Source organism: Citrobacter sp. Cpo069 (genome assembly GCF_030332785.1).
GTDB classification, from domain to species: Bacteria; Pseudomonadota; Gammaproteobacteria; order Enterobacterales; family Enterobacteriaceae; genus Citrobacter; species Citrobacter portucalensis.
This window is the reverse complement of sequence record NZ_JAOWHD010000043.1, coordinates 39,516-53,774: the sequence shown is the minus strand read 5'-3', so window position 1 is coordinate 53,774 and position 14,259 is coordinate 39,516. Positions and strand designations below refer to the sequence as shown.

Genomic DNA, 14,259 nt, shown 5'->3' with positions numbered 1-14,259 from the left:
TGGAGGCGCATTATAGGGAGTTTCCTGCGGCCCGCAACCCTTAAATGACAGAAAAATGACTGACTGCTGCATTCCACAGCAAAACCCCGCCTTATACCCATTTACACACAGAGTTATCCACAATCGTAAGGAAATTATCTGTAAGCGTCCCTAAAAAGGGAGAGAATCGGTATGAAAACCTCTATATAGAAAGAAATTCACTCTACGCTATATAAAGAAGAAGGACTGACAACTTAAGCGCCATAATCCCTACCACCTTTGAATTACGCACCCCATCAGGCAATAATACCCGCACAAACCGTGATTTCAGGACCGTGATGAGATACTCCCTGCAACGTACTGCTATACGTAAACGCCCGATGAAGCTTGGCACCACCGTGATCCTCATGGTTAGTGCAGTACTCTTCTCCGTGCTGCTTGTCGTTCATCTGATTTATTTCTCGCAGATCAGCAACATGACGCGCGATGCATTAGCGAGTAAAGCGCTTGCGGTCGCGCGAACGCTAGCCAACTCTCCGGAGATCCGCCAGGGACTAATGAAAAAGCCCGAGGAAAGCGGCATTCAGGCGATTGCCCAGGCGGTGAATAAGAGCAACGACTTTTTGTTCATCGTCGTCACTGATATGCAAAGCATTCGTTACTCCCATCCCGAAGCGCAGCGAATCGGTCAGCCATTTAAAGGTGATGACATATTGCTGGCCCTGCAGGGTAAAGAGAATGTCGCCATTAATCGCGGATTCCTGGCTAAAGCTCTACGTGTATTTACTCCTATCTATGACGAACATCACCGGCAGATTGGCGTCGTGTCGATCGGCCTTGAGCTAAGCCGGGTGACTGAGCAGATCAATAACAGCCGCGGCAGCATCATCTGGTCAATCTTATTTGGCGTACTGGTTGGACTGCTCGGTACATGGGTATTTGTCAAAGTCCTCAAGCGCATTCTGTTTGGCCTGGAGCCTTATGAAATCTCCAATCTGTTCGAACAACGCCAGGCGATGCTGCACTCTATAAAGGAAGGTGTTATTGCCGTTGACGAATGCGGTGAAGTGACCCTGATTAACCAGGCTGCGCAGGAGCTGCTGGATTATCACAAATCACAAGATGATGCCCAGCTCTCCACACTCAGCCATGCGTGGTCACAGGTGGTCGATTTTTCACAGGTACTACATGACGGAACGCCGCGCCGCGATGAAGAGATCATGGTGAAGGATCGGCTACTCTTAATTAACACGGTCCCGGTACTCAGCAACGGTAAAATCATCGGTGCCATTTCAACATTCAGAGATAAGACAGAAGTCCGAAAACTAATGCAACGTCTGGATGGTATGGTCAACTATGCCGACGCACTTCGTGAACGATCCCACGAATTCATGAATAAATTGCACGTGATTCTGGGATTATTGCATCTGAAAAGTTATAAGCAGCTTGAAAATTACATCCTGAAGACCGCGAACAATTATCAGGAAGAAATTGGCTCACTGTTAGGAAAAATAAAATCACCGGTGATCGCAGGATTTTTACTCAGTAAGATTAATCGCACATCTGATTTAGGCCATAGTCTGGTCATTAGCAATGAAAGCCAGTTACCGGAAAATAGCAACGAAGATCAGGTGGCGGTGCTGATTACCGTTCTGGGGAATCTGATTGAAAACGCCCTGGAAGCGCTAGGTCAAGAACCTGGTGGTGAGATCAGCGTATCCTTGCATTATCGACACGGCTGGTTGCATTGCGAAGTGAATGACGATGGTCCGGGGATTGCCCCCGAAAACATTGAGCACATCTTTGAGAAGGGCGTTTCGTCAAAAGGAACCGAACGGGGCGTTGGTTTAGCGCTTGTTAAACAACAGGTTGAAAACGTTGGCGGTAATATTTCCGTCGAGTCTGAACCTGGGATCTTCACCCAATTTTTTGTACAGTTACCGTGGAATGGTGAGAGGGCCAGCAGATGATCAATGTCTTAATTGTCGATGACGATGCAATGGTAGCGGAATTAAACCGCCGTTATGTCGCGCAACTCTCCGGTTTTCACTGCTGCGGCACAGCCTCCACGCTGGAGAAAGCAAAAGAGATAATCTTTCATAGCGGTCATCATATCGATCTGATTTTGCTAGATATTTATATGCAAAAAGAAAACGGTCTGGACCTGCTGCCGGTTCTGCACAGCGAAGGTTGCAAGTGTGATGTCATCGTCATCTCTTCCGCCGCTGATGCCACCACCATCAAAGATTCACTTCACTACGGTGTTGTTGACTACCTGATCAAACCTTTCCAGGCTTCCCGGTTTGAAGAAGCGCTCACCGGCTGGCTGCACAAGAAAAATGAGATGGACAAGCATCAGTATTATGAACAGTCTGAGCTTGACCAGCTGATTCACGGCAGCTCTTCCAATGAACAGGAAGCACGGCGCTTACCTAAAGGGTTAACGCCACAAACGTTACGCACGCTGTGTCAGTGGATTGATGAGCACCAGGATCAGGAGTTCTCCACGGATGAGCTGGCCAACGAGGTCAATATCTCGCGCGTCTCTTGCCGTAAATACCTTATCTGGCTCGTCAATTGTCACATCTTATTTACCAGCATCCATTATGGCGTGACCGGCAGACCTGTTTATCGTTATCGCGTGCAGGCTGAACACTACTCATTGCTTAAACAATATTGCCAATAAATACACTTGGGATTATTTGTTATTTGAAAGTAACAATTATTAAAATAATGAAAAATCCCAATTTCACCATCTGGCACTGTAAAATTATAAATTTGCGTTAGATCAAATATATTTGTATCCGGCATGTTAAATGTATTATTTTAATATTGACAAACGTCACACTGTTTTTAATTTCAAAATCGCTAACAAAAGTTAATTAAGTATTATCTAACTCGCAGAGTGTGTATTTTTACCCATAAAGGATTAGTCTGAAATTAACCAGACATACAAAATCTAGACTGGTAGCAATGGAGACCATGCTACGTACCATGGACACCGTACATTTTTGTGAGCAAATAAAAGTATCCCCACGCCAACTTCATCACATCATGAAATGGCGTGACCGTGATCACATAAATAACCCACTCACTCATTCTGTCGGTGGTTCATGTAATAGCGGAAAACGCAAAACAGATAAATTACAGCGTCAACCGCAGCTTTCCATGCCCAGCTCTGCTTCCCATCGCCTGAGGATTTTCTCCTCTGATCAAAGCCACAGAAAAAAGCTAAATATTTCCATAAATTTGAAAAAACATTCTAGCAAGACATTTGAACATTAATCGCAAATACGGACATATCGAATACTGACCATTTTTTGATGCTTATTCTGGCAAAAAAGAATGTGGCACAGATCCATTTTTCAAAAAATTGACTGGGTTTTTCGCGAGGGTAAATAAAATGTTATTTAGTATACAACTTCTCATAATATTAATATGTTTGTTTTATGGTGCCAGAAAGGGCGGTATCGCGCTGGGTTTATTAGGCGGTATCGGCCTGGTCATTCTGGTTTTCGTTTTCCATCTCCAGCCGGGTAAACCACCTGTAGATGTAATGCTGGTTATTATTGCCGTGGTGGCCGCATCGGCAACCTTGCAAGCCTCCGGCGGCCTTGACGTTATGCTGCAAATCGCTGAAAAGCTGCTGCGCCGTAACCCAAAATACGTTTCCATCGTCGCACCTTTCGTTACCTGCACCCTGACGATTCTCTGCGGTACAGGGCACGTGGTATACACCATCCTGCCAATCATTTATGACGTTGCCATTAAGAACAATATTCGCCCGGAACGTCCGATGGCGGCGAGTTCTATCGGTGCACAGATGGGGATTATCGCCAGCCCGGTTTCTGTAGCCGTTGTGTCACTGGTGGCAATGCTGGGTAACGTAACGTTTGAAGGCAAGCATCTCGAATTCCTCGACCTGCTCAGCATCACCATCCCGTCTACCCTGTTGGGTATCCTGGCGATCGGTATCTTCAGCTGGTTCCGTGGTAAGGATCTGGATAAAGATGAAGAGTTCCAGAAGTTCATTTCCGTACCTGAAAACCATAACTATGTGTATGGCGATACCGCCACGCTGTTAGACAAAAAGCTGCCGAAAAGCAACTGGCTGGCCATGTGGATCTTCCTGGCCGCTATTGCCGTGGTTGCCGTGCTTGGCGCGTTCTCTGAGCTGCGTCCTACCTTTAGCGGCAAACCGCTGTCAATGGTGCTGGTTATCCAGATGTTCATGCTGCTGACCGGTGCGCTGATTATTATCCTGACGAAGACCAATCCCGCTTCAATATCTAAAAACGAAGTCTTCCGTTCCGGTATGATCGCGATTGTGGCGGTGTACGGTATTGCCTGGATGGCCGAAACAATGTTCGGCGCGCACATGACAGAAATCGAAGGTGTGCTGGGCAATATGGTGAAAGAGTATCCGTGGGCCTATGCAATTGTTCTGCTGCTGGTATCCAAATTTGTAAACTCCCAGGCAGCGGCGCTGGCAGCGATTGTTCCGGTCGCGCTTGCAATCGGGGTTGATCCCGCGTACATCGTGGCTTCTGCTCCGGCATGTTACGGTTACTACATTCTGCCGACCTACCCGAGCGATCTGGCTGCAATCCAGTTTGACCGTTCCGGCACCACCCACATCGGCCGCTTCGTTATCAACCACAGCTTCATTCTGCCTGGCTTGATCGGCGTAAGCGTATCCTGTGTCTTTGGTTGGATCTTCGCCGCAATGTACGGTTTCCTGTAATCACAGTTCGCGTGCCGTCCACGTTGGTACGGCACGCCACCATGAAGACACAGAGAATTTTAAAATTCCTGAGAAAAATGAAAAGGCTGGAAGCAAATGTCAAAAGTTGAATTCACTTACCAGGCGGCTTTCCCACTGGGGGAAGACAAAACTGAGTACTACCTGCTGACATCCGATCACGTCAGCGTCGGCGAGTTTGAAGGCGAAACAATCCTGAAAGTAGCCCCTGAAGCACTTACGCTACTGGCCCAGCAAGCCTTCCACGATGCCTCCTTCATGCTCCGCCCAGAACACCAACAGCAAGTCGCCTCAATTCTCCATGATCCCGAAGCCAGCGAAAACGATAAGTACGTGGCGCTGCAGTTCCTGAGAAACTCCGAAATCGCCGCCAAAGGCGTGTTGCCAACCTGCCAGGACACCGGTACGGCAATCATCATGGGGAAAAAAGGTCAGCGTGTTTGGACCGGCGGCGGCGATGAAGCGGCGCTCTCCAAAGGCGTATTTAATACCTATATCGAAGATAACCTGCGCTACTCGCAAAACGCGGCGCTGGATATGTACAAAGAAGTAAATACCGGCACCAACCTGCCCGCACAGATCGATCTGTACAGCGTGGACGGTGACGAATACAAATTCCTGTGCGTGGCCAAAGGCGGCGGCTCAGCCAACAAAACCTATCTGTATCAGGAAACCAAAGCGCTGCTGACTCCCGGCAAACTGAAAAACTTCCTGGTTGAGAAAATGCGCACGCTGGGTACCGCAGCTTGCCCGCCGTATCATATCGCATTCGTTATTGGCGGTACGTCAGCGGAAAGCACCCTCAAAACGGTGAAGCTGGCCAGCACACACTACTATGACGCGCTGCCGACTGAAGGTAATGCTCACGGCCAGGCGTTCCGCGATCTGCAACTGGAACAAGAACTGCTGGAAGAAGCGCAGAAACTCGGCCTTGGTGCTCAGTTCGGCGGGAAATACTTCGCACATGATATCCGCGTGATCCGCCTGCCTCGCCACGGCGCGTCCTGCCCGGTTGGTATGGGCGTTTCTTGCTCTGCAGACCGTAACATCAAGGCCAAGATCAACCGCGAAGGGATCTGGATTGAAAAACTGGAACATAACCCAGGTCAGTACATTCCGGAATCTCTGCGCCAGGCGGGCGAAGGCGAAGTGGTTAAAGTTGACCTTAACCGCCCAATGAAAGAGATCCTCGCCCAGCTCTCTCAGTACCCGGTTTCTACTCGTCTGTCACTGAGCGGTACTATCATTGTTGGTCGTGACATTGCCCACGCGAAGTTAAAAGAACGTATTGAGTCCGGCGAAGGTCTGCCGCAGTACGTGAAAGATCATCCGATCTACTACGCGGGTCCGGCCAAAACACCTGCAGGCTACCCGTCCGGTTCTTTAGGTCCAACCACCGCGGGTCGTATGGACTCCTACGTTGACCTGTTGCAGTCTCACGGCGGCAGCATGATCATGCTGGCAAAAGGTAACCGTAGCCAGCAGGTGACTGACGCCTGCCACAAACATGGCGGCTTCTACTTGGGCAGCATCGGTGGACCAGCAGCGGTACTGGCGCAGCAGAGCATTAAGCATCTGGAATGCGTGGAATACCCGGAGCTGGGTATGGAAGCTATCTGGAAAATCGAAGTAGAAGATTTCCCGGCTTTCATTCTGGTCGATGACAAAGGCAACGATTTCTTCCAGCAAATCGTCAGCAAACAATGCGCTAACTGCGCGAAGTAACCCATTCGGCCCGGCACTGGACTGGCACTAAATTTTTGGCGTCAGTCCAGCGATCCCCCCGGGCCAACTTTATCCCCCCATTTACTGGTATTGAATTTTTGCCGTTCACAGGGAATAGTGACCTTTTCCATTACGTGTGAATTCGCAATGCTCCGCACTCTGAACCCCACAATCTTGCGCACCGGCGCATTGATCCTGGCGCTGATTCTTATCTACACCGGTATCTCTGCCTCGGAGAAAATCACCTGGCTGATGGAAGTCACGCCAGTCATTATTGTCGTCCCGCTGTTACTGGCAACCATGAAGCAGTACCCATTGACGCCGCTGCTTTATACGTTGATTTTCTTGCACGCCATCATTCTGATGGTAGGCGGGATGTATACCTACGCCAAAGTCCCCGTCGGTTTTCAGGTTCAGGAATGGCTGGATCTCAGTCGAAACCCCTATGACAAGCTGGGCCACTTCTTCCAGGGACTGGTACCAGCCCTGACGGCAAGAGAGATTTTAGTGCGCGGCAATATTGTCCGTGGTCGTAAGATGCTGGCATTTTTGGTCTGCTGCGTAGCACTGGCGATTAGCGCAATGTATGAACTGATCGAATGGTGGGCTGCGCTGGCAATGGGACAAGGTGCGGATGACTTCCTTGGCACGCAGGGTGACCCGTGGGATACCCAGTCGGACATGTTATGCGCCCTGCTCGGTGCGTTAACAACGGTCCTCGCACTGGCGGCCTGGCACAATCGGCAGTTGAAAATGGCCGGAGAGCGCTAACGCTTCTCCGGCAATCTACATTACCTACTGCGATACTTGATAACCAGAATCGGCAAGGCGAACAACAGTGTCAGAAAGTTCGCCATGCTGACGGCAGTATCTTCAATCAATAATCCGTAAATCAGCCACAAAACCAGCCCGCACACAAACATCACATACATCAAACCGGAGATGCCTTGTGTGTTGCGGGTGGTAATAACCTTAATGGCTTGCGGTAAGAAAGAGAGCGTCGTCAGGCTGGCCGCCAAATACCCAATCAACGAATGCCATTCCATCGCTATGCCTTCACATCGCCTGGAGCCACTACCGCAATAGCCGGGATATCCGGTTGCTCATAGTGCTGCGGCACCTTGCGATACTTATCCAGTAAATGGATCTGGATCCTGCGCAGGGTGTCGCCATTCAGTCGATAAAAGCGGAAATACAGGACTAAGGTTACCACAAAAAAGAGTGCGGGTAGCGCTATCATAATAAACTGCATGCCAACGATGGTTTCGGCAGACTGCGCGACATTTGGCGCGTAATTAATCACCCCGAGTATCAACGCGATAAAGAAAGCGGCAAATGCTGACCCACCTTTTACCACCATTGTCTGCACCGAATAAGCGATACTTTCACAACGAACATTAAGTTTGTATTCGCCGTAATCAACGGTATCTGCCACCATAATGACCTGCAACACCCAGAAAAGCGCCGAACCAATATTCAGTAAAACACCCGCTATAACAATCAGTAAGATATTATGGAAATCTGCCAGCGCCATCACCAGTAGTACGCTACAGCTAAGCACCGGCAACACCGATGCCCCAGCCCACAAGATCCGTCGTGACAACGCGTTTACCAGCCGAGGAAAGAAAATCAACGTCAACAGGTTTGCCGCACCTGCGTAAGACATGTAGTACGGGAAGAGACTTGCATCGCCAATGACGTAGGTAAAATAGTAAATGGCAAAGCCAGCAATGATATTGGATGCAATATTGTAAGCCAGTGCCATACCTAACAGGCAGGATAGCTGGTCATTTTTATAGATAAGCCCAACGATCGCTTTCAACCCAAGACGACTGCTGTCTGCCGTGGCCTCACTGTCTGACGAATAAACCTCATGCACATTCCGTAGCGTCACAACGGTGGAAACGATAAAGAACGCGATGAGAATTAGCGTAAACATCTGAAAACCAAAACCACGATCGGCTCCGCCAACATAGCTCACAAAAGGCAGCGTCACGCCTGCGGTAACAAACCCAGAAAGGCTGGCGAAGAAACGGGGGTACGGCACCAGTTGTTCACGCTCGCGTTTATCCAGCGTAATAGTTGGCACCAGTGACCAGAATGGAATATCCATAATGGTGTAGGTCATTCCCCATAATATATACGTCACGCAAACAAATACGACCTGCGCAGTACCCTCAAAAAGATGTGCGCTAAAAAGCAAAAACAGCACCAATGAGTTCGCCAGCGTACCGAGTAAAATCCAGGGTTTAAATTTTCCCCAGCGCGATCGGGTGGCGTTCACAATCCAGCCCATGATGGGATCGTTTACCGCATCCCAAATCCTTGCCGCCAGGAACAACGTTCCGACCAGCCCCACCGATAATCCCACCACGTCGGTGTAGTAATACATCAGGTACATGTACACAATACCGATGGCGAAATCCTTACCAAACGCTCCAAATCCATAACTGAGTTTTGTTGTCAGAGATATGCTCATAGGGTATCGGGTCGCTGTTACCAGCGCCCGCCTTCTGTAAGAGGAAACGTCAGAGGTTAAACGCCGGATACAATGCCCGGCGTGATTGTGTATTAACGGTGCAGCCAGGCCGGCAGCCAGTCGCCGTGAGACGCGATCAGGTCGTCCACCAGCGCATAAATCTCTTCAATCCCCAGTACCGCGGCGGTATGCGGATCCATCATTGCCGCGTGATAAACGCGATCGCGATTCTCCGTCAGGATGGCTTCCGTTAGCAGGGTCTGAACATTGATATTGGTTTGCATCATGGCCGCCAAATGTGACGGGAGAGTCCCGACTTTCGTTGGCTGAATACCATTCGCATCTACCAGACAAGCGACTTCAACGCAGCAGCCTTGCGGCAGGTTATCGATCAGATTGTCATTGCGAACGTTGCCATACACGACGCTCGGTTCACCGGTCCAGATAGCGTTCATGATAGTGCTGGCATATTCGCGCGACGGTTTAATGTCGATCCGCTCAGCCGTTTTGTACTCTTCCAGCTCTTTTTTCCAGTTCGCCAACTGTTCCACACAACGTTTCGGATATTCATCCAATGGCACCTTATAGCGCTCAATCAGATCTTCACGCCCCGGTTTGATAAACCACGGCGTATATTCAGCGAAGTGCTCCGACGATTCGGTGACGAAATACCCCAATTTGTTGAACATTTCATAACGCACAATGTTCTGGCAACGGGTATTTCCGTGAATATTTGGTTTCGGCGCCTGACCGGATTCATAGGCCGCCAGCAGCTCCGGGTAGAGATTCACATAGGCACCGTCCGCCGTTTTGCGCTCCAGCTCCAGATAAAACGCCATATGGTTGATCCCGGCACTGCGATAGCGCAAAGAAGCAGGGTCGATGTTCAGATCGCGGGCCAACTCCTCCGCCGTCCCCTGCACCGAATGACACAACCCAACCTGCTTAATATGCGGATAGCGCGCATACATTGCCCAGGTGTTCATTGCCATCGGGTTAACGTAGTTAAGCATTGTGGCCTGCGGACAGACTTCGGTCATATCCTCACAAATCTGCCATAAATGCGGGATGGTGCGCAGCGCACGCATAATGCCGCCCGGCCCCAGCGTGTCGGCAATCGTCTGCTCCAGACCATGGCGTTTACACACCGTAAAATCGGTAACGGTACAGGGTTCATAGCCGCCGATCTGGAAAGCGACCACCACAAAATCGGCATCCTGTAATGCCGCTTTTTGATCGGTATAGCAGGTGATTCGTCCAGACGCGCCCGCAGAATCCATCAACTTGCGCACAACAACGTGTGATTCTTCCAGACGCGTAGGATCGAGATCCATCAAGGCGATATGCGCAGATTTAAGCGCATCGCGGTGAAAGACGTCCCCAAGAATATTTTTGACGAAAATCGTGGAACCGGCGCCGATAAAGGTAATTTTGGGTGCAGACATCATGACTCTCCAGAACATTAGTGAACACAGTCATGGTGGCACAGCGCATAGATGAAAACCTCCGACTTCCCTGCTGAGCATTCCCATAAACTCAGATCATCACTCTGCGCCCTATTGGATCTGAGTTTATGGGACAAAATCACCCAAAAAGCAGAGTATGCGGCCGCAAAATGTCGCTATGCTCAATGGTAACGGTCCAATTTGTGTCCTGATTCTCAGCCTTAATACGTGTTAAATGACATGATTCTGATAATTCAGGAAATGGAGCAACCATGAGTACATTACCGACATCGCCTCTCCCTCCCGATCCGCACATGTGCAGTAGCGATGAAGAACAAACCCGCAGCCCGCTATCGCTGTACTCAGAATATCAACGGATGGATATCGAGTTGCGCTCACCGCATGCTATGCCTGCCAGCCACTGGCATGGGCAGGTGGAGATCAATGTTCCGTTTGATGGTGACGTCGAGTACCTTATCAACAACGAAGTCGTGCAGATAAAACAGGGACACATCACGCTATTCTGGGCCTGTACACCGCATCAGCTCACGCGTCCGGGCAGCTGCCAAAGTATGGCTATCTTCAATTTACCGATGCACCTTTTCCTCTCCTGGCCGCTGGATCGCGAGCTGATCAACCATGTTACCCATGGAATGGTCATCAAATCGCTGGCGTCGCAGCAGTTGAGCACCTTTGAGGTTCAGCGCTGGCAACAGGAACTGAGCAACCCGAACGAACAAATTCGCCAGCTCGCCATTGATGAAATTGGTCTGATGCTCAAGCGGTTTAGCCTTTCCGGCTGGCAGCCTATCCTGGTCAATAAAACCTCGCGGACCCACAAAAACAGCGTGTCGCGGCACGCCCAGTTTTACGTCAGCCAAATGCTGAGCTTTATTGCCGACAACTACGATCAGGCGCTCACCATCAACGACGTCGCGGAACACGTGAAGCTCAACGCCAACTACGCGATGGGGATTTTCCAACGCGTAATGCAACTCACCCTGAAGCAGTACATCACGGCAATGCGGATCAATCACGTCCGCGCATTGCTTAGCGATACCGATAAAACCATTCTCGACGTTGCGTTGACCGCCGGATTCCGATCCAGCAGCCGTTTTTATGACACCTTCAGCAAGTTTGTCGGCATGTCGCCGCAGCAGTACCGCAAACTAAGCCAGCAGCATCGGCAAACAATCGCTGGTTGATATCATTCGGCAATATCAGTATCAGCCAAAAAAATATTCCCCCTGTCGATAAACGGCGGTGAAAAACCGCCAACAAGCAAACATAACCTACTGTTTAAAAACAAATTAAACACAAATTAGACTATTTTTCACCCGCTTTACAGCCCATTTTGACAGGATAATACTTGCCTGCGTCACATTCATACGGTGTGTCTGCAATTCATAGATTGCAACCTTTCCACAACCGGGTAAAAGATGATGAAAGTATTAATTGTTGAAAGTGAGTTTCTGCATCAGGACACCTGGGTCGGTAGCGCTGTCGAACGTCTGGCTGACGCATTAAGCCGCCAAAATGTTACCGTCATTAAGTCCACCTCATTCGACGATGGTTACGCAATCCTCGCCGCCAATGAAGCCATTGATTGCCTGATGTTCAGCTATCAAATGGAACAACAAGACGAGCACCTGAACGTCAGGCAATTGATCGGCAAGCTCCACGAGCGCCAGCAAAACGTTCCCGTTTTCCTGCTGGGCGATCGCGAAAAAGCCACCGCATCGCTGGATCGCGACCTGCTGGAGCTTGTCGATGAATTCGCCTGGATTCTGGAAGATACCGCAGACTTTATCGCCGGTCGCGCCGTTGCGGCGATGACCCGCTACCGCCAACAACTTCTGCCACCGCTGTTCAGCGCGCTGATGAAGTACGGCGACATCCATGAATACTCCTGGGCAGCTCCGGGTCACCAGGGCGGCGTCGGATTCACCAAAACGCCAGCCGGTCGTTTCTACCATGATTACTATGGTGAAAACTTATTCCGTAGCGATATGGGTATTGAACGCGCATCGCTCGGCTCGCTGCTGGATCATACCGGCGCGTTTGGCGAGAGCGAAAAATATGCCGCCCGCGTGTTTGGCGCTGACCGCTCCTGGTCCGTGGTGGTCGGGACTTCCGGCTCTAACCGCACCATCATGCAAGCTTGTATGACCGATGATGACGTCGTGGTGCTGGATCGTAACTGCCATAAATCCATCGAGCAGGGGCTTATCCTCACCGGGGCAAAACCGGTGTACATGGTGCCAAGCCGCAACCGGTACGGCATTATCGGGCCTATCTACCCGCAGGAAATGCAGCCTGAAACATTGCAGAAAAAGATCAGCGAAAGCCCGCTGACCAAAGGTAAAGCAGGGCAAAAACCGTCTTACAGCGTTGTGACCAACTGTACCTACGATGGTGTTTGCTACCACGCCAAAGAGGCCCAGGACCTGCTCGCGCAAACCAGCGATCGCATCCACTTCGATGAGGCCTGGTACGGCTATGCTCGCTTCAACCCAATTTACGCCGATCACTACGCCATGCGTGGCGCGCCGGGCGATCATAACGGTCCTACCGTTTTTGCCACCCACTCGACCCACAAACTGCTGAATGCGCTTTCTCAGGCATCTTACATTCACGTTCGTGAAGGTCGTGGGGCCGTGAACTTCTCCCGCTTTAACCAAGCGTACATGATGCACGCCACTACCTCTCCGCTGTATGCCATCTGCGCCTCAAACGACGTGGCGGTCTCCATGATGGACGGTAACAGCGGCCTGTCGCTCACCCAGGAAGTGATCGACGAAGCGGTCGATTTCCGTCAGGCCATGGCACGGTTGTACAAAGAATTCACCGCCGAAGGCGACTGGTTCTTCAAACCGTGGAACAAAGAGATTGTGACCGATCCGCAGACCGGCAAAACCTATGACTTTGCCGATGCGCCAACCCAACTCCTGACCACCGACCAGAACTGCTGGGTAATGCGCCCGGGTGAATCCTGGCACGGATTTAAAGACCTGCCGGATAACTGGAGCATGCTGGACCCGATCAAAGTCAGCATTCTGGCACCGGGGATGGGCGACGATGGTGAACTGGAAGAGAACGGCGTACCGGCTGCACTGGTCACCGCCTGGCTTGGCCGTCACGGCATCGTGCCGACCCGTACCACCGATTTCCAGATTATGTTCCTGTTCTCCATGGGGATTACCCGCGGGAAATGGGGCACACTGATCAACACGTTGTGCTCTTTCAAACACCATTACGATGCCAATACCCCGCTGGCACAGGTGATGCCAGAACTGGTTGAGGAACATCCAGACACTTACGCCAACATGGGCATTCACGATCTGGGCGACACCATGTTCGCCTGGCTGAAAGAGAACAACCCTGGCGCACGTCTTAACGCGGCCTACTCCGGCCTGCCTGTTGCTGAAATCACCCCGCGTGAAGCTTATAACGCGATAGTCAGCGATAACGTTGAGATGGTGGCCATTGAAAATCTGCCGGGTCGTATAGCCGCGAATTCCGTTATTCCTTACCCACCAGGAATTCCGATGCTGCTGTCCGGGGAAAACTTTGGCGACGCCAATAGCCCGCAGATTAGTTATCTACGTTCGTTGCAGTCCTGGGACCACCATTTCCCTGGATTTGAACATGAAACCGAAGGAACGGAAATTATTGACGGTGTGTACCACGTTATGTGCGTGAAAGCATAATGTCGTTTTATAGATAGTCCGATGTTTAAGGTAGACATGTCATGCTTGAGTAATTCCTGAGTATTGCTGCAAAACAATAACATTGTCATACCTTTTTGCGCGGGACCACCCCGCGCTTTTTTTATACGCAAATAGCGCCTTTCCACTTGCGTACAAAAA

At 50.4% G+C, this 14,259-nt stretch carries 10 protein-coding genes; 7 read left to right on the top strand and 3 right to left on the bottom strand.

The features are described 5' to 3' along the window. Positions 1-317: 317 nt before the first annotated feature. The 5 genes from OGY08_RS07310 (at position 318) to OGY08_RS07290 (ending at position 7,237) form a co-directional block, all read left to right on the top strand. Positions 318-1,949: a sensor histidine kinase gene (locus OGY08_RS07310; RefSeq protein WP_003826772.1), complete on the top strand. Its 1,632-nt coding sequence runs from the start codon at positions 318-320 to the stop codon at positions 1,947-1,949. Continuing rightward, complete coding sequence (gene dcuR / locus OGY08_RS07305) at positions 1,946-2,665, top strand: two-component system response regulator DcuR (RefSeq protein ID WP_008786975.1); 720 nt, start codon at positions 1,946-1,948, stop codon at positions 2,663-2,665. The genes OGY08_RS07310 and dcuR overlap by 4 nt, the downstream gene beginning before the upstream one ends. Before the next feature lie 717 nt (positions 2,666-3,382). After that, complete coding sequence (gene dcuB, locus OGY08_RS07300; protein WP_003031873.1) at positions 3,383-4,723, top strand: anaerobic C4-dicarboxylate transporter DcuB; 1,341 nt, start codon at positions 3,383-3,385, stop codon at positions 4,721-4,723. Between the two features lie 96 nt (positions 4,724-4,819). Further along, positions 4,820-6,466, top strand: coding sequence for a class I fumarate hydratase FumA (gene fumA / locus OGY08_RS07295; protein WP_008786974.1), 1,647 nt, complete (start codon positions 4,820-4,822; stop codon positions 6,464-6,466). Between the two features lie 147 nt (positions 6,467-6,613). Then, entirely contained in the window at positions 6,614-7,237 is a 624-nt protein-coding gene (locus OGY08_RS07290) for a DUF2238 domain-containing protein (protein ID WP_125363593.1), read from the top strand. A gap of 20 nt (positions 7,238-7,257) precedes the next feature. Here OGY08_RS07290 and OGY08_RS07285 read toward each other — a convergent pair whose 3' ends face one another. From OGY08_RS07285 to melA, 3 genes are all read right to left on the bottom strand, one after another. Further along, positions 7,258-7,512, bottom strand: a complete 255-nt coding sequence (locus OGY08_RS07285) for a SemiSWEET transporter (protein WP_032942140.1) — start codon at positions 7,510-7,512, stop codon at positions 7,258-7,260. Between the two features lie 2 nt (positions 7,513-7,514). After that, positions 7,515-8,945: a melibiose:sodium transporter MelB gene (gene melB / locus OGY08_RS07280; RefSeq protein WP_060683115.1), complete on the bottom strand. Its 1,431-nt coding sequence runs from the start codon at positions 8,943-8,945 to the stop codon at positions 7,515-7,517. Positions 8,946-9,037: 92 nt separating this feature from the next. Further along, positions 9,038-10,393, bottom strand: coding sequence for an alpha-galactosidase (melA, locus tag OGY08_RS07275; RefSeq protein WP_286565849.1), 1,356 nt, complete (start codon positions 10,391-10,393; stop codon positions 9,038-9,040). A gap of 269 nt (positions 10,394-10,662) precedes the next feature. Here melA and melR point away from each other — a divergent pair, with 269 nt between their 5' ends. Together melR and adiA are read left to right on the top strand one after the other, a co-directional pair. After that, complete coding sequence (melR, locus tag OGY08_RS07270) at positions 10,663-11,595, top strand: transcriptional regulator MelR (protein ID WP_003826756.1); 933 nt, start codon at positions 10,663-10,665, stop codon at positions 11,593-11,595. Between the two features lie 237 nt (positions 11,596-11,832). Continuing rightward, complete coding sequence (gene adiA, locus OGY08_RS07265) at positions 11,833-14,100, top strand: arginine decarboxylase (RefSeq protein ID WP_286565851.1); 2,268 nt, start codon at positions 11,833-11,835, stop codon at positions 14,098-14,100. The last annotated feature ends 159 nt before the right edge of the window (positions 14,101-14,259 follow it).